Origin of the sequence: Streptomyces sp. CA-106110 (assembly GCF_050936285.1) — a bacterium.
In the GTDB taxonomy this organism is placed as follows: domain Bacteria; phylum Actinomycetota; class Actinomycetes; order Streptomycetales; family Streptomycetaceae; genus Streptomyces.
On sequence record NZ_JBNJNB010000001.1, the window covers coordinates 4,286,466 to 4,304,111 of the forward strand.

The 17,646-nt window shown below is 69.2% G+C and carries 20 protein-coding genes; 8 read left to right on the top strand and 12 right to left on the bottom strand.

The genetic code is table 11. The features are described from left to right. Positions 1-69 precede the first annotated feature (69 nt). Positions 70-1,500 (top strand): pyruvate kinase, encoded by a 1,431-nt coding sequence (gene pyk, locus ACQEXA_RS19695; protein WP_432932732.1) that lies wholly within the window; start codon positions 70-72, stop codon positions 1,498-1,500. 327 nt (positions 1,501-1,827) lie between these two features. Here pyk and ACQEXA_RS19700 read toward each other — a convergent pair whose 3' ends face one another. The 4 genes from ACQEXA_RS19700 to ACQEXA_RS19715 form a co-directional block, all read right to left on the bottom strand. After that, positions 1,828-3,096: a hypothetical protein gene (locus ACQEXA_RS19700; RefSeq protein ID WP_432932730.1), complete on the bottom strand. Its 1,269-nt coding sequence runs from the start codon at positions 3,094-3,096 to the stop codon at positions 1,828-1,830. After that, positions 3,086-3,619 carry a DUF6114 domain-containing protein gene (locus tag ACQEXA_RS19705; protein WP_432932728.1) on the bottom strand — a complete coding sequence of 178 codons (534 nt, stop codon included), beginning with the start codon at positions 3,617-3,619 and terminating at the stop codon, positions 3,086-3,088. The genes ACQEXA_RS19700 and ACQEXA_RS19705 overlap by 11 nt, the downstream gene beginning before the upstream one ends. Positions 3,620-3,749: 130 nt before the next feature. Next, positions 3,750-4,409 (bottom strand): DUF6230 family protein, encoded by a 660-nt coding sequence (locus ACQEXA_RS19710; protein WP_432932726.1) that lies wholly within the window; start codon positions 4,407-4,409, stop codon positions 3,750-3,752. Positions 4,410-5,031: 622 nt separating this feature from the next. Further along, positions 5,032-6,006, bottom strand: coding sequence for a tetratricopeptide repeat protein (locus ACQEXA_RS19715; RefSeq protein WP_359395348.1), 975 nt, complete (start codon positions 6,004-6,006; stop codon positions 5,032-5,034). A 294-nt stretch (positions 6,007-6,300) separates the two neighbouring features. On the opposite strand from ACQEXA_RS19715, the gene ACQEXA_RS19720 reads away from it, so the two are divergent. Beyond that, positions 6,301-6,915 (top strand): TetR/AcrR family transcriptional regulator, encoded by a 615-nt coding sequence (locus ACQEXA_RS19720; RefSeq protein WP_432932724.1) that lies wholly within the window; start codon positions 6,301-6,303, stop codon positions 6,913-6,915. Positions 6,916-7,154: 239 nt separating this feature from the next. Further along, positions 7,155-8,330, top strand: a complete 1,176-nt coding sequence (locus tag ACQEXA_RS19725) for a DUF3103 family protein (protein WP_432932722.1) — start codon at positions 7,155-7,157, stop codon at positions 8,328-8,330. A gap of 72 nt (positions 8,331-8,402) precedes the next feature. Here ACQEXA_RS19725 and ACQEXA_RS19730 read toward each other — a convergent pair whose 3' ends face one another. The 3 genes from ACQEXA_RS19730 to ACQEXA_RS19740 all read right to left on the bottom strand — a co-directional run bounded on the left by ACQEXA_RS19730 (position 8,403) and on the right by ACQEXA_RS19740 (position 11,143). After that, on the bottom strand, positions 8,403-10,103 hold the full coding sequence (locus ACQEXA_RS19730; protein ID WP_359395355.1) for an acyl-CoA mutase large subunit family protein: 1,701 nt from the start codon (positions 10,101-10,103) through the stop codon (positions 8,403-8,405). A 126-nt stretch (positions 10,104-10,229) separates the two neighbouring features. Next, positions 10,230-10,568 (bottom strand): DUF3817 domain-containing protein, encoded by a 339-nt coding sequence (locus ACQEXA_RS19735; RefSeq protein WP_432932720.1) that lies wholly within the window; start codon positions 10,566-10,568, stop codon positions 10,230-10,232. Positions 10,569-10,633: 65 nt separating this feature from the next. Next, on the bottom strand, positions 10,634-11,143 hold the full coding sequence (locus ACQEXA_RS19740; protein WP_359395360.1) for a MarR family winged helix-turn-helix transcriptional regulator: 510 nt from the start codon (positions 11,141-11,143) through the stop codon (positions 10,634-10,636). A gap of 125 nt (positions 11,144-11,268) precedes the next feature. Between ACQEXA_RS19740 and ACQEXA_RS19745 the strand changes: the two genes are divergently transcribed. Next, complete coding sequence (locus tag ACQEXA_RS19745) at positions 11,269-11,700, top strand: SRPBCC family protein (protein ID WP_432932718.1); 432 nt, start codon at positions 11,269-11,271, stop codon at positions 11,698-11,700. A 118-nt stretch (positions 11,701-11,818) separates the two neighbouring features. Here ACQEXA_RS19745 and ACQEXA_RS19750 read toward each other — a convergent pair whose 3' ends face one another. The 5 genes from ACQEXA_RS19750 to ACQEXA_RS19770 form a co-directional block, all read right to left on the bottom strand. Continuing rightward, the gene (locus ACQEXA_RS19750) at positions 11,819-12,451 is read right to left on the bottom strand and encodes a TetR/AcrR family transcriptional regulator (RefSeq protein ID WP_359395365.1); all 633 of its coding nucleotides are present in this window, start codon (positions 12,449-12,451) and stop codon (positions 11,819-11,821) included. Continuing rightward, positions 12,448-13,128, bottom strand: coding sequence for a DUF4166 domain-containing protein (locus ACQEXA_RS19755; RefSeq protein ID WP_432932716.1), 681 nt, complete (start codon positions 13,126-13,128; stop codon positions 12,448-12,450). The genes ACQEXA_RS19750 and ACQEXA_RS19755 overlap by 4 nt, the downstream gene beginning before the upstream one ends. Further along, positions 13,125-13,877: a hypothetical protein gene (locus ACQEXA_RS19760; RefSeq protein WP_432932714.1), complete on the bottom strand. Its 753-nt coding sequence runs from the start codon at positions 13,875-13,877 to the stop codon at positions 13,125-13,127. The genes ACQEXA_RS19755 and ACQEXA_RS19760 overlap by 4 nt, the downstream gene beginning before the upstream one ends. A gap of 147 nt (positions 13,878-14,024) precedes the next feature. Then, positions 14,025-14,321, bottom strand: coding sequence for an MTH1187 family thiamine-binding protein (locus tag ACQEXA_RS19765; protein ID WP_432932713.1), 297 nt, complete (start codon positions 14,319-14,321; stop codon positions 14,025-14,027). After that, positions 14,318-14,662, bottom strand: coding sequence for a DUF3817 domain-containing protein (locus tag ACQEXA_RS19770; protein ID WP_432932711.1), 345 nt, complete (start codon positions 14,660-14,662; stop codon positions 14,318-14,320). Before ACQEXA_RS19770 ends, ACQEXA_RS19765 begins: the two co-directional genes overlap by 4 nt. 239 nt (positions 14,663-14,901) lie before the next feature. Between ACQEXA_RS19770 and ACQEXA_RS19775 the strand changes: the two genes are divergently transcribed. The 4 genes from ACQEXA_RS19775 to ACQEXA_RS19790 all read left to right on the top strand — a co-directional run bounded on the left by ACQEXA_RS19775 (position 14,902) and on the right by ACQEXA_RS19790 (position 17,546). Further along, entirely contained in the window at positions 14,902-15,534 is a 633-nt protein-coding gene (locus ACQEXA_RS19775) for an AIM24 family protein (RefSeq protein WP_359395586.1), read from the top strand. A gap of 1 nt (position 15,535) precedes the next feature. Further along, positions 15,536-16,186, top strand: a complete 651-nt coding sequence (locus ACQEXA_RS19780; protein WP_432932709.1) for an AIM24 family protein — start codon at positions 15,536-15,538, stop codon at positions 16,184-16,186. 38 nt (positions 16,187-16,224) lie between these two features. After that, complete coding sequence (locus ACQEXA_RS19785; protein WP_432939565.1) at positions 16,225-16,977, top strand: AIM24 family protein; 753 nt, start codon at positions 16,225-16,227, stop codon at positions 16,975-16,977. A gap of 92 nt (positions 16,978-17,069) precedes the next feature. Beyond that, positions 17,070-17,546: a MarR family winged helix-turn-helix transcriptional regulator gene (locus tag ACQEXA_RS19790; protein ID WP_432932707.1), complete on the top strand. Its 477-nt coding sequence runs from the start codon at positions 17,070-17,072 to the stop codon at positions 17,544-17,546. The last annotated feature ends 100 nt before the right edge of the window (positions 17,547-17,646 follow it).

Consider the following 17,646-nt stretch of genomic DNA (forward strand, 5'->3'; position numbering starts at 1 on the left):
CGGCCCGCCCGTTTGTACTTTCCGCCAGACGGAATATTCCGCAGCGAAACAAACCGATAGGATCGCCCCATGCGCCGTTCGAAAATCGTCTGCACTCTCGGCCCAGCGGTCGACTCCCACGAAATGCTCGTCTCGCTGATCGAAGCCGGCATGAACGTGGCCCGCTTCAATTTCAGCCACGGCTCGCACGAAGAGCACGAGGCACGGTACGTACGCCTGCGCGCCGCCGCCGCCGAGGCGGGCAAGGCCATCGGTGTCCTCGCCGACCTGCAGGGCCCGAAGATCCGTCTGGAGACCTTCGCGGAGGGTCCGGTCGAGCTGGTGCGCGGTGACGCGTTCACGGTCACCGTCGAGGACGTCCCGGGCGACAAGCACATCTGCGGTACGACGTACAAGGGACTCCCGGGCGACGTCTCCAAGGGCGACCCGATCCTCATCAACGACGGCAACGTCGAGCTGAAGGTCACGGACGTCGAGGGCCCCCGGGTGAAGACGATCGTCATCGAGGGCGGCGTCATCTCCGACCACAAGGGCATCAACCTCCCCGGCGCGGCGGTGAACGTCCCGGCGCTGTCGGAGAAGGACATCGACGACCTGCGGTTCGCGCTGCGCATGGGCTGCGACATGGTCGCGCTGTCGTTCGTGCGGGACGCCAACGACGTCAAGGACGTCCACCGCATCATGGACGAGGAGGGCCGGCGCGTCCCGGTCATCGCCAAGGTGGAGAAGCCGCAGGCGGTGGCGAACATGGAGGACGTCGTGATGGCGTTCGACGGCGTGATGGTCGCCCGCGGCGACCTGGCCGTCGAGTACCCGCTCGAGAAGGTCCCGATGGTGCAGAAGCGGCTCATCGAGCTGTGCCGCCGCAACGCCAAGCCGGTGATCGTGGCGACCCAGATGATGGAGTCGATGATCACCAACTCCCGTCCGACCCGCGCCGAGGCCTCCGACGTGGCCAACGCCATCCTGGACGGCACCGACGCGGTCATGCTGTCCGCCGAGTCGAGCGTGGGCGCGTACCCGATCGAGACGGTCAAGACGATGTCGAAGATCGTCCAGGCGGCCGAGGAGGAGCTGCTGTCCAAGGGCCTGCAGCCGCTCGTCCCGGGTAAGAAGCCGCGCACACAGGGCGGTTCGATGGCGCGCGCCGCCGCGGAGATCGCCGACTTCCTGGGCGGCAAGGGCCTGGTCGCCTTCACCAAGTCCGGTGACACCGCCCGCCGGCTGTCCCGCTACCGGGCCTGCCAGCCGATCCTGGCGTTCACCACGGACGAGTCCACCCGCAACCAGCTGGCGCTGAGCTGGGGCGTGGAGTCGCACGTCGTGCCGTTCGTGAACAGCACCGACGAGATGGTCGAGCTGGTGGACCAGGAGCTGACGCGGCTCAAGCGGTTCAACGACGGCGACATCGTGGTCATCACCGCCGGCTCCCCGCCCGGGGTCCCCGGCACCACGAACATGGTCCGCGTCCACCACCTGGGCGAGGGTCACCGCAGCTGACGCCGTGCCCACGGCTCCGCGACGAGGAGGGCGCCCCCTGCCCATGGCAGGGGGCGCCCTCGTGTCGCACGGTCTCCTGCCGGCTGCGGCAGATCGCCGGCCGTTCGCTCCCAGGCCATGGATGCGTGACCGCATGCCACTGCTCGTCGGTGAGCCGGTCCGGATCCCGCTGGACGCGGGCGGCGAACTGCCGCGCCGCAGCGATCCACTGGCTCACCGCACCGGGCTCCCGACCAGAGCCGCACAAAGAGCAGTGGCCCAGTCCCCTAAAGGGACTGGGCCACTGCTCTTTGTGCGGCTCTTGAATGGTCTGGAGGGTGGTCAGCTTCAACCGGTGACGTACTGCTGCATGCCGGGCACCGTCAGGGTCCCGCCGAACTGCCCGGCCTGGGTGACCTTCACGTTCGTGAAGTAGATGAAGGGGATGTTCAGCGGCGGCGGGCTGTCCGGGCTGAAGGTGATCGGGATCAGACCGAGCAGATTGCCCGAAATGCTCTCGGTGTACATCACCGTCTTGCCGTCACGGATGGTGGACGTCGTGCCCTTGCCTGCCTGGACGTGGTACGTCTTGCCGTTGTCGCCGTCGACGAGCTGGTGCAGATCGCCGATGTCGGTGCCATCGGAGATCACGTACTTCAGGACCTTCTTCACGGTGCCGTTGGCGGTGCGCACCTTGACGACGCCCTGGTAGTCCGCGCCCCTGAGCGTCAGCGAGCTGGCCTGAAGGTGCCAGGGGGCGTCGGGCAGAGCCACGATCTTCTCCACGCCGCCCGCGTCGTCGGTGGCTGCGACGCAGTCGTCCGGCACGCTCGGGCTCGCGGAGACGCTCGGGACGGCGGACTCGACCGACTTCACGGCGTCACCGGCCGCCTTGGTGGCCTCGGAGACCGTCTTCGTCGCCGTGTCCGTGGTGTCCTTCACGGTCTTGTTGACCGTGTCGGTGAGCTGCTTGGTCGTGTCCTTGACGGTGCTGGACGCCGTCTCCTTCGTCGAGGACGCCGAGGAGGCGGAGGGCGTGGGGGTGGCGCTCGTGGACGTACTCGAACCGCCCGTGAGGACACCTCCGATCGCGTCTCCGAGGGTCCCCAGCAGGCCGCCGCCCTGGGAGGCCGAGGGAGTCGGCGTCGGCGTGCCGCCGCCCGACGGCTTGCCGGACGTGCCCGTCGAGGAGGCGGACGGCTTCGGCGTGCCCTTGTCGTCGGAACCTGAATCCGACGAAGAGGTCTTGCCCGGCGAGCTGTCCGTCTTGCCCGGCGAGGCCGAGGGCGTCGGCTGAGCCGTACCGGCGGACTCGGACGCACTCGCGGAGGCCGACGGCGAGGACGAGGAGTCCTTGGAGCCGTCCACCGCCTCCACGCACTTCTGGTACTCGTCGACCGACATGCTCTTGGCCGGGTGGTCGTCGGCACGGGCGAACGTGGCGTTGAGCCCGACTCCCATGAAGACGGCGGTCGGCATCGCGGCCATGGCTATCGCCTTGCCCGCCGGCATGTGGAACCTGGTGAACAGTGGCTTCTTGGGTGCCGCGTGGCGCGGCCCGGTTCTCACACGGGACGCGTCCACGTCCGTCCCGTGGGTCACCTCGTCAGCCGGCACTGTGCCTCCCGTTCGTCCCGTTGAGCGGGATCGTTCCTGACAGGTCGTCCTGCGCGCTCACCCCGTCCGCAGCCTCAAGAGGGCTGTCCTCATCAGCCGTTCCGGCCTCCTGCGCCTGCGGCTTCGGTACACCCGGGGCCCACGACACGGCCATGGCACCGCCGATCAAGGCGAAGAGGAAGCCGACCACGAAGCCACCGAAGTTGGAGACAGGCAGGGACACCAGGGCCAGCAGGATCGCCGCGACACCCGCGAAGACCCGTACGTGCTGCTGGAACCACAGGGTCAGGCCCAGGACGACGAGGAGCACGCCGATGATCAGGGACCCGGCTCCCGCAGTGGTCGCCATCGCCACCGTGAGCTGACCGATCTTGAGGTGCGCATACGGGAAGTACATGATCGGAAAGCCGCTGAGCAGGACGAAGAGTCCGGCCCAGAATGGGCGGGTGCCCCGCCAGTCGCGGAAGCGCCGCCGGTAGACGCGGAGATAGTGCTCGTTCTGCGCGGGCGACTCGGCGTTCATCGAATAGCTCCCTGGAGCGGTATTGCTGAGGTGAGGGGGTTGTGCGGCAGTGATGTGCAAGTAGTGAAGATGGGGGTAGAGAGGGAACGGGCGGGGAAGGCCAGTGGCTCCCCCGCCCGTCAGCGAGTGCTTAGTAGCACTCGACGCCCTGGCCGCTGCCCCACTGCAGACCCATGTGCAGGTTCGCGAGCTTGAAGGTGCCGGCGGTGGTCGCCCACGCCGTCTGCTTCACGCCGGTCAGCGTGGCCGAGTCGGCCTGCTGAGCGAACCCGAAGGGGTTGGTCTTCTTCTGCTGGATCTCGTCGGCCTTGGGCTTCGGGCCCTTGGTGACGCTACCGGCCGCGACGCCGATGTCGATCCCCTTGAAGACCGCCTGGTCTGAGTCGAGGTTCGAGACGTCGATGAAGAGCTGGTCCGCCTGGACGTCCGTGCCCTTGTCACCCGCAGTCAGCTTGAGAGTGACCGACTTGCCCAGGAACGGGATCGGGGTGACCACGGACTGGCACATGTTGGTGATGCTGGCGTGGTCGAACGCCGAGACCGCCACCGGGTGCGCCTGGTCCGTGCTGCCGTCGAGGCTCTTGCCCGAGTCGACCGCGCCGTACTGCGTGAAGCCGGTGCCGACCAGCTGGCCGGCACTCACCTTGAACTCCTGCCCCGAAACACTGAACGAGGCGGCGAGTGCGCCCTGCGCGAGGGCCACGCCTATCGCTGCTGTCGCGGCGACGCTGGGCACCATGACCACAGCGAACCGCTTCCATCTGGTCCCGCCACGCACTTGGGACTCCATGTTTCCTCCTTCTCGGACGTACATCTCCTGACCCCAGCTCGCTACCGGTCGGCGGCTCAGCCGGGCAGGGATGGGAGAAGTGCTACGTCCTCGGGAAGGAGAGCGCCCGCACTCGGAGGCGCGAACTGCGCCCGAATCACCGGCGATCACCCCCGAGCGACAACCACTGGTCGCGCCTGACACGCATCACGCACAACCTGCCGGACAGGCTCCGCAACAGCGGAGACCCCCCTGTCCAGGACCCGACGCCACTGCCGCCGGCTCCTGCCCGGTGGGGACCCACCGAAAACCCGTTGACCCGGCTGGCAGGCGGGTACGGCGATGGACCGAGCGTCGCCGATCGTGGTGCATTCTCGCCGCCCCCGCAAGGGGGTTCGTTACTGGCTAGTAACGGCCGGATAACCACGCCGCGACACGGCGGCATCAAACCGCAACTCTTCGTGGCCCAAAGGGAGATGACGAAACGGTTGAAGAAGGGACAGAAGCCGACAGAACCAGGGTCCCGACTTACTCCAAGTAACAGCGGCCGCGATTACCAAGATTTGGTAAAACACGGCCGCTGTGTGCCTCCGTCGGCGAATCTTTCACTCGGGCATCACATGCCCGTCCGTTTAGCGACTGGTCAGAACAGCGCCCGCGCGAGCGCCCTGCGCGCCGCGGTCACACGCGGGTCCTCGGCGCCGACCACCTCGAAGAGTTCCAGCAGTCGCAACCGTGCGGTGTCCCGGTCCTCCCCGGCCGTGCGCTGCACCGTCTCGACGAGCCGCCCGAACGCGTCCTCCACATGACCGCCCACCAGATCCAGGTCCGACGCGGCGATCTGTGCCGCCACGTCACCCGGCTTCTCCGCGGCGTTCTTGCGCACCTGCTGCGGGTCGAGGTCCTGCACCCGCTGCAGCAACTCGGCCTGCGCGAGGCCCAGCTTGGCCTCGGTGTTGCCCGGGTCGTCACTCAGGACGTTCCTGTAGGCCTGGACCGCCCCGCCCAAGTCGCCCGCGTCCAGGGCCTGTACGGCCGCCTCGAGCAACGCGTCATAGGGCCCTGCGGGGGCCTGGACGGGCGTCTCGGCGCCGCCCGGCTCGGCATCGGGGTCGACGGTCAGGCCGGTCAGTCCGAAGCGCTCCTCGGCGACCTGGACGAGCTGGTCCAGGGTCGCGCGGATCTGCTGCTCGGGGGCGGCACCCTGGAAGAGGGGCAGCGCCTGCCCGGCGACTACGGCGAAGACGGCCGGGATCCCCTGGATGCCGAACTGCTGCATCAGCATCTGGTTGGCGTCGACATCGATCTTGGCGAGCACGAACCGGCCGCTGTACTCATGGGCCAGCCGCTCCAGGACCGGGCTCAGCTGCTTGCAGGGCTGACACCACTCGGCCCAGAAGTCGATGACGACCGGGACCTCGGTGGACCGCTGCAGGACGTCGCGCTCGAACCCCGCCTCATCGACGTCGATGACGAGGTCGGCCGGGGAGACCGCCCCTCCCCCGCCCTGCCGGGCCGCTTCGGCGCGCGCCTGCTCCGCCTTCGCCTTGGCATCCTGGGCTGCTTTCACCGCGGCGAGGTCGACGACTCCGCTCATGGACATGTTCCGTGGCTGCATGAGTACATCCTCCCCCCTTCGAAACGCCGCTGTGAAAAGCCCTGTGAAAAGCTGTGCCCGGCGGTGCCGGTCCGGTGTTGACGTCGGTCCTGTGATGCTCTGCGCCGGGTCCCCACTCGGCGCCGGTGGTCGTCGCTCGCGCGCACGCGTCACATCGGGACGCACACGCTTTCGCTACGAACCGTAGCGTAACTGTCCCCGGGGGTCCCCGGGGCCACTCCACCGGTGATCTCCCTCACCACTTCACATGACGTCCGGAAATGACGGTGGACCCGGCCGGATATGGTCACAGGCATGCAAAGCAGCACCTCCGCCGCCCGCACCGGACGCCCGCGCAACGCCGCCGCGGACGCCGCGATCCTCCGGGCGACCCGACAGGCGCTGGTCGAACTGGGCTGGTCGAAGCTGACCCTGGGGGACGTGGCGACCCGGGCGGGGGTCGCGAAGACGACCCTGTACCGCCGCTGGGCGGGCAAGAAGGAACTCGTGGTGGACGCGGTGGCGGAGCTCTTCGACGAGCTGGAGCTCCCCGACCGCGGCAGTCTGCAGGCGGACGTGGAGGGGGTCGTCCTCCAGTTCGCCGCCCTCCTCGAACAGCCGGCGACCAAGACGGCGCTGATGGCGGTCGTCGCCGAGGCCACACATGACGAGGCGCTGCGGCAGCGGATCCGGGAGGCGATCGTCGACCGGCAGAAGCGGCTGGTGATCGAGGGCCGCCGACGGGCCCAGAGCCGCGGCGAGATCCCCGCCGACGACGGCGATCCCGCCCCGCAGGTCGACCTGATCTTCGACATGATCGCGGGCGCCGTCGTGCACCGCACGCTCGTCTCCTGCGAACCCATCGACGCCGACTGGGCGTCGCGCTTCACCTCGGTGCTGCTCGGCGGGCTGGCGACGGACGCCGACTGACGGCGCGCCACAGGATTACCGGCGGTAAGGCCTACGCCGAGGGAAGTCTTTCGGCCTGCGAGCCCGGATGTTCACCATCGTGCGGCGCACACCTCTTGCCTGGCTGTCATGTCATCGTCATGCTTGTCCGCGGCGAATCTACCCGCATAGATCCGCTGTCACGGCTCCAACTGAACAGTGAGACACGGCTCCATCCGTCAGTGAGACATCGACCACTCTCCCCAGGAGGATCGATCCACGTGAGACCCAGTGTCCCCCGCCGACGCGGCCTCGCTGCCGTCGCGGCGTCCCTGGTCGCGCTCTGCGCCGGCCAGACCCTGAGCGCCCTGCCCGCGACGGCCGCCCCGAAGGCCCCCGCCCCCGCCTCCGCCGTCGTCGCGGCCGAGGACCACGCCGCACAGGCGATAGCCGGCTCGCTCACCGACTCCGCGTGGCGCGCCCGCGTCCGGAGCGCGGCGCTCACGTCCGACGAGGTGACCGTCACCCCCCTCGCCGGCAAGGCAGGCGGCAGCCTCATGTCCACCCTCGCCGCGGCCGACCGCCGTATCGCCGCCGCCAAGGGCCTGCACTCCGGAGTCGGTTCGCTGCTCCGGCTGCGGCTCGGGGACAGCTCCATGCGCGCGGCGCTGGCCGCCGGGGTCACGCCCTGGGTGGCCGCCGCCACCGCGGACGACGACGCCGCCACCGTCACCGCCTACGACAGCCGGGGCCGGGCCCACACGATCGACGCCCGCAAGGTGCCCTCGCACCCGGTGTACGTCGTGGACATCGACGGCGCCAAGGCGCTGTCCGCCGGTCTGGGTGTCCTGAACGAGGAACTCACCCGCTACGGCGTGGCCTCCGCCGCGTCGGCCCCGCAGCAGGCCCCCACGGCCGCTCCGCAGCAGGCCCCCACGGCCGCTCCGCGGGCCCAGGCGGCCACCGGGGGCTTCTGGACCACCCGCATCACCTCGGTCCGGCTCGCGGACGACGAGGAGCCCTGGATCAAGGGCGACGCCGAGATCTACACCCTCGTCACCGGCTTCGGCCAGGACGGCACGGCCCGGGTCGACCCCGTCGACATGCCGTACCTGGACAACGACAACACCACGTACTACCCCAACCAGATCCTGGTGAACTGGTCGAACTACAAGTACAACCTCGCCGACGCCGTGATGATGGAGGACGACGGCAGCACCAACTACCGCGACCTCGCCAAGGCGATCGCCACGGCGCTGCTCACCATCACCGACCAGGGCACCTACATCCCGCTGGTGAACGCGGTCCTGGACGCCATGCCGAACGACTGGTGGACGGACGACCCGGACTACGTCGACTCCTGGTACACCCTGGCCCAGAGCGACAACGGCACCCGCTACGGCGCCCGCGGCAACGGCTGGATGACGGTACAGCCGTACTTCGTGCAGGAGTTCTAAGAACGCCGGCGGTCGACCACACAAACGGGCCGGCGGGAACCTGGTTCCCGTCGGCCCTTTCGCATCCGGCCCTCAGAACTGCACGGGCTCGGTGTACGTGCCCCACTCGTCCCGCAGCGCCCCGCAGATCTCCCCGAGCGTGGCCTCCGCCCGGATGGCGTCCAGCATCGGCTCGATCATGTTGGCCCCGGACCGCGCGGCGGCCAGCATGCCGTCGAGTGCGGTACGCACCGCGTTCTCGTCCCGCCCGGCCTTGCGCTCGCGCAGGACCCGGACCTGCTCGCGCTCCACCTCGTGGCTGACCCGCAGGATCTCCAGATCGCCGGTGACCGAGCCGGTGTGGACGTTCACGCCCACCACCCTCTTCTCGCCCTTCTCCAGCGACTGCTGGTAGCGGAACGCGGACTCCGCGATCTCGCCCGTGAACCAGCCGTCCTCGATGCCCCGCAGTATCCCGGAGGTCACCGGCCCGATGGGGTGCTGACCGTCGGGATGCGCCCGCAGACCCCGCTCCTTGATCTGGTCGAAGATCTTCTCGGCGTCCGCCTCGATCCGGTCCGTCAGCTGCTCGACGTACCAGGAACCGCCCAGCGGGTCGGCGACGTTGGCGACGCCGGTCTCCTCCATCAGCACCTGCTGTGTGCGCAGCGCGATCTCCGCGGCCTGCTGGCTGGGCAGCGCCAGGGTCTCGTCCAGGGCGTTGGTGTGCAGCGAGTTCGTCCCGCCCAGCACGGCGGCGAGCGCCTCCACCGCCGTCCGCACCACGTTGTTGTACGGCTGCTGCGCGGTCAGCGATACACCGGCGGTCTGCGTGTGGAAGCGCAGCCACTGGGCCTTCTCACTGGTCGCCCCGTACACGTCGCGCATCCACCGCGCCCAGATCCGGCGCGCCGCCCGGAACTTGGCGATCTCCTCGAAGAAGTCGACGTGCGCGTCGAAGAAGAAGGACAGGCCGGGGGCGAACACGTTCACGTCCAGGCCGCGGCTGAGTCCCAGTTCCACGTACCCGAAGCCGTCCGCCAGCGTGTACGCGAGCTCCTGCGCGGCCGTCGCTCCGGCCTCCCGGATGTGGTACCCGGAGACGGACAGCGGCTTGTAGGCGGGGATGCCGGCAGCGCAGTGCTCCATCAGGTCGCCGATGAGGCGCAGATGCGGCTCGGGCTGGAAGAGCCACTCCTTCTGGGCGATGTACTCCTTGAAGATGTCGGTCTGCAGCGTGCCGTTGAGCACGGCGGGATCCACGCCCTGCCGCTCGGCGGCGACCAGGTACATGCAGAAGACCGGGACGGCCGGACCGCTGATCGTCATCGAGGTCGTGACATCGCCGAGCGGAATGTCCTTGAACAGGACCTCCATGTCCGCCGCCGAGTCGATCGCCACCCCGCAGTGCCCGACCTCGCCCATGGAACGGGGGTCGTCGGAGTCGCGGCCCATGAGGGTCGGCATGTCGAAGGCCACGCTCAGGCCCCCGCCGCCGGCCTCGAGGATCATCTTGTAGCGCTCGTTGGTCTGCTCGGCGTTGCCGAAGCCGGCGAACTGCCGGATCGTCCACGTCCGTCCCCGGTAGCCGGTCGGGTACAGGCCGCGGGTGAACGGATACTCACCCGGCCAGCCGATCCGCTCGAAGCCCTCGTACGTGTCCTGGGGCCGCGGACCGTACACCGGCTCGACGGGATCGCCGGAGAGCGTGGTGAAGTCCGCCTCGCGCTTGCGTGCGGCGTCATAGCGGGCCTGCCAGCGTCGGCGGCCCTCCTCGATGGCGTCTGCGTCCATACCGTCGAATTTACTAGGACGTCCAAGTAAATGTCGACCGCTCAAGCCGGCGTGCTGATGAGAAGCCGATGAACGCGGGCAGAAAACCGCCGCACGAAGCCGTCGTACGGCGGTGGCAGCCGGGCCTCAGGCCTTGGCGACCGCCGGCGTCCCGTCCGCGAGCTTCGCCTCGAGCTCGTGGCTGACCTTGCGCTCGACGAAGAACGCGGCCGTCGGGATGGTTCCCGCCAGCAGGACCCACAGCTGCTTGCCGACCGGCCACTTCGCCTTGGAGCCCAGGTCGAAGGCGAAGACCAGGTACACCACGTACAGCCAGCCGTGCGCGATGCCGACGACGCGGGTGAAGTCCGCGGCGCCGTTCACGTCCAGCACGTACTTGGCGATCACACCGAGGGTCAGCAGGACCAGCAGCACACCGGTGACGTAGGCCATCACGCGGTAGCGGGTCAGCACGCTCTTTTTCATGGGGACGAGGGTAACCGCCGGTTTCGGGCGATCTTCGGGCACCCCCGGGCCGGTACCCGAGCCTGTCAGTCGGCTTTGAAGTCGCCCGCGGCGACGCGCAGAGGGCGCAGCATCGCGAAGATCTCGCCGCACTCCTCCGCGTCGTACGCACCGAGCCCGAAGTCCATCGCCATCAGGTCGCGGGTGGCCGCGTCGCACACCTCACGGCCCTTGTCGGTGATGGAGGCGAGGGTGCCGCGGCCGTCGTTGGGATTGGGCCGCTTGGCGACGAGACCGGACTTCACCAGGCGGTCGACGGTGTTGGTGACCGAGGTCGGGTGCACCATCAGGCGCTCGCCGATCTTCGACATGGGCAGTTCGCCTGCCTTGGAGAAGGTGAGCAGCACCAGCGCCTCGTACCGCGCGAAGGTCAGTCCGTACGGTTTGACGACCGCGTCGACCTCGGCCAGCAGAATCTGCTGCGCCCGCATGATCGAGGTGATCGCGGTCATGGACGGCACGTTCCCCCACCGCTGCTGCCAGTGCTCGTCGGCGCGGGCGATGGGATCGAAGGAGAGGCTGAGGGGCTTCGGCACGGCATCGACCTTACCCGCCGGTCATATGCTGGTCAGCCCTGTCTCGCTTTTCGGTCAGCTGGCCGCCCGGGCGCACACTGGAAGCGGAAGGCCAAGCGCCACGAGCGGGAACCTGGAGGTGGGCCATGAGCACCCTCGAAGAACACGTCGACGTCGGAGTCCCGGTCGACAAGGCCTGGAACACCATCCACCGGGTGGAGAACTATCCGCGCTTCGTGGACGGAGTGCGCGACGCCCGGTCGGAGGCGGGTGGCCGGGCGCATCTGGACGTCGAGGCGGGCGGCCGGTCCCGGGAGTTCGAGGCCGAGGTCTCCGACCGCGGCGGGGAACGCGTGATGGAGTGGCACACCACGGAAGGTCCCGAACTGGCGGGCTCCTTCTCGTTGCAGCCGATCGAAGGGGACCGCACCCGGGTCCAGATACGGATCGAATACGACCCCGCCACCGTCCATGAGACGTTCGGCGGGCCCAAGGGCTTCGCCCAGGCCACTGCGATCGAGCGGCTCGTCCGCAGCGACCTGGAGCACTTCAAGGAGTACGTCGAAGCGGAGAAGTGAGCGGCAGCAGACCGCTGGGCACCATGGCCCCGGGTCCCCGGGCGCCCGCCGGGCCGGCAGGATCCCGGTGGCGTCCGGCAGGAGGTCGCGCGCCGGAAGCGAACCGCGGGGACCGCCGCTAGGGACGCGACGCCCGGCGCAGTGCGTGCCGCACCGCTCGCTGCGCCACCGGGCCCAGGTCGTCGAGTGCCGCCACCAGGGACGCCAGCTGGTCCAGGGCGGCCAGCGCCGCGCCCGCCCCCGGTGCGTCCACTCCCTCGTAGAGTTCGATCCCGACGAAGGAAGCCGACACCGCGCGCGCGAGTCCGCCTGCGTCGGCGAACTCCCCGAGCGGCGTCGTGGCCAGCACCCGGGCCAGCACCCGTTCGATCTCGGTGATCCACAGTTCGAGCCCCGCCGCCGTGGCCGGGGCGAGCCGGGGGTGGGTCTGCGCGCCGGCCAGCAGCTGGCCGAGCACCGCGACATGCCCCGCCGCCTTCTCCTCCTCGTGCATCTCGCGCCCGAACGCGAGCAGTTCCCCGAGGGTGCCGATCGCGTCCAGCCGGTCCCGGTAGCGGGCCACCCGCTGCTCCGTCCCGTACCGGCAGGCCGCCGCGAGCAACTCGTCCACCGAGCCGAAGTGGTAGAAGACGAGTGCCTGATTGACCCCGGCGGTCGCCGCGATCGTCCGGGCCGACGTCTTGGCGATCCCCTGCTCGGTCAGGGTTCGCAGCGCTCCCTCCAGCAGCTTCACCCTGGTCGCCTCGCTCACGCCCGCGCCTCCTCGCGCACCGGCCGCAGCCCGGGGCGCACCCCGTGCTCCCGCGCGTCCGCGTAGGTCGTGGTGAAGGACCCCTTGTAGCCGAACAGCGGCCCGAAGTGCCGGTTCACCACGCGCACCCTGATCCGGAAGCGTCCCGCCGACTCGTCGAACGACTCCCGTACCTCCGCCTCGGCGCCGATGAGCTCCGGCACCCGCACGTCCACCGGCCCCTCCCGGAAACGGTGTTCGCCGGAGCGGATGAGCAGCGACCCGTCCGGCTCCGCGCGGAAGTACAGATCGCTCGCCAGATGCTGGTGCGTGCCCAGGTAGTCCAGGACCCGGTCGCCTTTGGGGCTCAGGACCATCTGCGCGTCGAAGCGGCGAGCGCGCCCGGGAAGCCGGAAGGTGCGCACGAACGTCACCGTCTCGCGGCCGAAGGTGTCGGTGTAGGGCACGTTCTCGATGGTGAAGGGGACGTTCCGCCCCTGACGCGGGACGAGGATGTGACGGGTCGCGCCGAGCGCGAGGAACGGCTTGACGAACCCCCTGCCGTGCCAGACACGGTCCATCACCCCGTGTCCGGTGCAGGCCTCGCCGCTCGCGAGCCCCACGGAGAAGCGGCGCCGCAGCTCCGGGTGCAGCCGCTCGAAGTCCGCGCCCATCACCGTACGGAAGATCGAGGTCATGAGGGGTGCTCCAGGGTGGCGAGCAGCCGCGGCGCGGTCACCCGCGTGGGCGGGGTGCGCAGACACCGGCGGGCGGCCGGGGTGCGGGACAGGGGCGACTTGAACAGGGCGACGCAGATGGCGACGGCCAGCAGCAGCGGATACAGATACGCCATCGTCGCGGCGAACGGGCCGAACAGGCGCAGGAACGGATCCAGGCCGAGACCGGTGCAGGAGACGGTGAGGACCAGGGCGCGGACGGCCAGTTCCAGCAGCCAGTTCGCCAGGGCGCGCTCCGGGGTGATCCCCCGCTCCAGCCACAGGCGGAGGCGGTCGAAGGACCAGGCGGTCGCCCAGCCCATGAGCGGCCGCAGGACCAGCCGGTCGGCGAGGGAGCCGAAGGCGCCCCAGCGTGGCCGGTAGTCGTACCCGGTCAGGAAGCGCACGCCGTCGCCGTCGGGCACGTAGCGCCAGTAGCCGCTGCCCTCGGCGATCAGCGACAGCGGATGCGGTGAGGAGAACCGCAGCGCGGAGGTGCGTGTGCCGTCCGGTCGCGTCCTCTCCCCCGCCGACACGCCGGTCCCGGAGATCTTCAGGAAGGGCAGCACACGCGTCGCGTACCGGAAGCGCTGCGGCTCGCCCTCCGCGCGCGGCAGACAGTCGATCTCGGTGAACCGCAGGTCCCACCGCTGGTGCAGGGCGGGGTCCTGCGTGCGTTCCCACAGCTCGTCGAGGCCGGCGCGTATGTGCGCCTCTACGTAGAGCCCCATCCCGAATCCCCCAGGTCAATGGCCCCGTTTGAGCGACCGCTCAAACAACTGGCCTGACACTACAGCAGGTTTGAGCGAACGCTCAAACCCCGGGTTCGGAAAAACCCCGGCCCTCGGGACCGGGGTTTTCCGTTCGCGGGCGGGGAGTTACTTGCCGGACAGATGCCGCTCCACCGTCTCCACCTTCGAGGTGAGGCCGTCGGTCACGCCCGGACGGATGTCCGCCTTCAGCACCACGGAGACCCGTGGCGCCCGCTCCTCGACCGCGGCGACGGCGCGCTTCACCACGTCCATCACCTCGTCCCACCCGCCCTCGATCGACGTGAACATGGCGTCGGTACGGTTCGGCAGACCCGATTCCCGAACCACCCGGACGGCGTCGGCGACGTACTCCCCCACGTCCTCGCCGACGCCCAGGGGCGTCACGGAGAAGGCGACGATCACGCGTTCACGATCCCTTCCTTGCGTGCGCGGGCGGCGATGACGGCGTTCTCGGCCTCGCGGCGCAGCTTGCGCTCGGCGAAGAAGCCGCCGGTCGGCAGCACGGAAAGGACGAAGTAGACGGCGGCGGTCCCGGCGGACCACCGGGCACGGTTCCAGGCGTCCGCCCAGAAGATCACGTACAGGATGAACAGGATCCCGTGGATCGCGCCCATGACGGGCACCGCATTGAAGTCGGTGGTGCGCTTCAGCACCGAGCAGACGAGCAGCAGCAGGAAGGAGACGGCCTCGGGGGCCGAGACCAGGCGGAGCCGGCGGAGTGCGGTGGCGGTCTTTATGTCCACGGGTCACCTTCGGTGGGAGATTCGCTGACGACGCAGTCGCTTTGTGAACGTGTGCACAAGCCCGCCCATTGTGACATCCGGGAACCGGTGGATCCGGAACCGGGGGTGCGGGGTGTCGGCGCCCGACTGCCGCGGAGTGCCGTCGCCGGGCCCGACCTCTCAGGGACGCGTCAGGGTCCGGATCCACCGCGCGACTCTGTCCGCTCCGCCCGCCCGACCGCTACCTTCGCCACGTGGCGATGTTCCGACTTCAAGGAAGCAAGGTGCTGGCCGTCGACATGGCCGGGGACGCCGTGAAGGCCAAGAACGGCTCCATGGTGGCGTACGACGGGCAGATGGCCTTCAAGAAGCTCACCGGCGGCGGTGAGGGGCTCCGGGGAATGGTGACCCGCAGACTCACCGGCGAGCAGATGACCGTGATGGAGGTGAAGGGGCATGGGACGTGCTGGTTCGCGGACCAGGCCACCGAGATCAACCTCGTGACCCTCCAGGGGGACAAGCTGTACGTCGAATCGAGCAACCTGCTCGCGACGGACGCCGGTCTGCGCACCGGCACGACGTTCACCGGCCTGCGCGGCGCCTCCCAGGGCAACGGCCTGTTCACCACGACCGTCGAGGGCCACGGCCAGGCGGCGATCATGTCAGACGGTCCGGCGGTGGTACTGCGGGTGAGCGCCCAGTACCCGCTGACCGTCGACCCCGGCGCCTATGTGGCGCACCAGGGGAACCTGCGTCAGTCGTTCCAGTCGGGCGTGACGTTCCGCACATTCTTCGGCGAGGGTGGCGGCGAGGCCTTCCAGATCCGCTTCGAGGGGGACGGACTGGTGTACGTCCAGCCCAGCGAGCGCAAAACGATCGCGGGGGACGTCTGACATGGCCTTCCACGAACTGAACTCGAAGGTCGTCGAGGCGACGGTCGTACCGGGGCAGCGGCTGTTCAGCCAGCGCGGCGCGATGCTCGCCTACAAGGGCGACGTCTCCTTCACCCCGAACATCCAGGGCGGCCAGGGCGGGGTCATGTCGATGATCGGCCGTCGCATCGCGAACGAGGCGACGCCGCTGATGACGGTCGAGGGCAGCGGCACGGTGCTGTTCGGGCACGGCGGCCACCACATCCAGGTGATCCAGCTCACGGGCGACACCCTGTACGTCGAGGCGGACCGCCTGCTCGCCTTCGAGGGCACTCTCCAGCAGGGCACGATGTTCATGGGCTCCCAGGGCGGCGTCATGGGCCTGGTGCGCGGCCAGGTCACGGGCCAGGGCCTGTTCACCACCACGCTCAAGGGGCACGGTGCGGTCGCCGTGATGGCGCACGGCGGCGTCTTCGAGGTGCCGATCACCCCACAGCGCCCGGTGCACGTCGACCCCCAGGCGTACGTGGCCCACCACGGCGACGTACGCAACAAGCTCTCCACCGCGCTCGGCTGGCGCGACATGGTGGGGCGCGGCTCCGGCGAGGCGTTCCAGCTGGAGCTGAGCGGCAACGGTGTGGTCTACGTCCAGGCGTCGGAGGAGAAGCTGTGACCACCTACCCGGGCGCCGGCCCCGTCGTCCACGACCCGATGACGCTGCCGGCCGACGACAACGTGAACAAGTACACCTTCTGCGTGGAGCTCAAGGGGAGCCAGTGGTTCCTGCAGAAGGGCAAGATGATCGCCTACTACGGCTCCATCGAGTTCAACGGGATCGGGCACGGACGACTCGACCGTATTGTCCGTACGTCCTTTCATTCGCCACTGCACGCGAGCGACTGGGTCGTGGCGGAGGGCTCGGGCAAGATGCTCCTCGCCGACCGGGCGTTCGACGTGAATTCGTATGACTTGGACGACGGCAATCTGACCATTCGCTCGGGCAACCTGCTCGCTTTTCAGCCAACTCTGTCCCTCAAGCAGTCGATCATCCCGGGCTTCCTGACGCTGATCGGAACCGGAAAGTTCGTGGCCGCGTCCAACGGTCCGGTGGTGTTCATGGAACCCCCGATCCGGGTGGACCCGCAGGCCCTGGTCGGCTGGGCCGACTGCCCGTCTCCGTGCCATCACTACGACCACGGGTATCTGACGGGCGTATGGGGCGGTCTACGTGCGATGACAGGGCTGGGCGGGGCCTCCGGGGAGGAGCACCAGTTCGAGTTCGTCGGGGCGGGCACAGTCCTGCTCCAGTCCTCGGAGACACTGATGGCCGAGCAGGCGACAGGAGCGGTCCCGCACGAGCCCGGGGTGCCGGGTGGCGGCGGGGTACCCGGTCACCAGGGGGCACCGGGGACACCGCGCCTTCCCGGACAGCTGGGGGACGTCCAGCGTCGCTTCGGGCTGTGAGCGGTAGTCTGCGGAGTGTGACGTCGAACGCGTGCGCACAGTCACACCACCCTCACTAGTTCGCCTTTCAACCTTTTAGGTAGACTTCACTCATGGAGACCGAGACGGCCACGCGCTGGCTGACCGATGCGGAGCAGTGCGCTTGGCGCACCCACCTGGAGGTCAACAGGCTGTTGACGTACCAGCTCGAAAGGGACCTCCAGCCGTTCGGCCTGACGATGAACGACTACGAGATTCTGGTGAATCTCTCGGAGTCGGAGGATATGCGGATGCGAATGAGCGACCTCGCCGCCGCCACCCTCCAGTCCAAGAGCCGCCTCTCGCACCAGATCACTCGTATGGAGAACGCGGACCTGGTACGCCGCGAGAACTGCGAGTCCGACCGAAGGGGGCTGTTCGCCGTCCTCACGGACCACGGCCTGGAGACGATGAAGAAGGTCGCGCCCTACCACGTGGCGTCGGTGCGGCGGCACTTCATGGATCTGCTGCCCCCCGACGACCTGGAGCACCTGCACAAGTCCCTGGGCCCGATCGCCGAGCATCTGCGGGGCCAGCGGGGCAAGCCGTAGCGCCACGGCGGGGCGGGGTGCCACCGCGCACCCCGCCCCGCCCCGGACGCGAGTCCCTCGCCCCGGGCACGCCCGCGGAGACCCACGACGGTCGCCGCGT

Coding starts and splice junctions, on each gene's coding strand:
- ACQEXA_RS19755 (WP_432932716.1), bottom strand. CDS start 13,128: ATGACCTCGATCTTCCGTACGGTGATGGGCGCGGACTTCGAGCGGCTG.
- ACQEXA_RS19745 (WP_432932718.1), top strand. CDS start 11,269: ATGAGCACCCTCGAAGAACACGTCGACGTCGGAGTCCCGGTCGACAAG.
- ACQEXA_RS19705 (WP_432932728.1), bottom strand. CDS start 3,619: ATGAACGCCGAGTCGCCCGCGCAGAACGAGCACTATCTCCGCGTCTAC.
- ACQEXA_RS19775 (WP_359395586.1), top strand. CDS start 14,902: ATGTTCCGACTTCAAGGAAGCAAGGTGCTGGCCGTCGACATGGCCGGG.
- ACQEXA_RS19715 (WP_359395348.1), bottom strand. CDS start 6,006: ATGCAGCCACGGAACATGTCCATGAGCGGAGTCGTCGACCTCGCCGCG.
- ACQEXA_RS19720 (WP_432932724.1), top strand. CDS start 6,301: ATGCAAAGCAGCACCTCCGCCGCCCGCACCGGACGCCCGCGCAACGCC.
- ACQEXA_RS19735 (WP_432932720.1), bottom strand. CDS start 10,568: ATGAAAAAGAGCGTGCTGACCCGCTACCGCGTGATGGCCTACGTCACC.
- ACQEXA_RS19730 (WP_359395355.1), bottom strand. CDS start 10,103: ATGGACGCAGACGCCATCGAGGAGGGCCGCCGACGCTGGCAGGCCCGC.
- pyk (WP_432932732.1), top strand. CDS start 70: ATGCGCCGTTCGAAAATCGTCTGCACTCTCGGCCCAGCGGTCGACTCC.
- ACQEXA_RS19785 (WP_432939565.1), top strand. CDS start 16,225: ATGACGCTGCCGGCCGACGACAACGTGAACAAGTACACCTTCTGCGTG.
- ACQEXA_RS19780 (WP_432932709.1), top strand. CDS start 15,536: ATGGCCTTCCACGAACTGAACTCGAAGGTCGTCGAGGCGACGGTCGTA.
- ACQEXA_RS19710 (WP_432932726.1), bottom strand. CDS start 4,409: ATGGAGTCCCAAGTGCGTGGCGGGACCAGATGGAAGCGGTTCGCTGTG.
- ACQEXA_RS19760 (WP_432932714.1), bottom strand. CDS start 13,877: ATGGGGCTCTACGTAGAGGCGCACATACGCGCCGGCCTCGACGAGCTG.
- ACQEXA_RS19790 (WP_432932707.1), top strand. CDS start 17,070: ATGGAGACCGAGACGGCCACGCGCTGGCTGACCGATGCGGAGCAGTGC.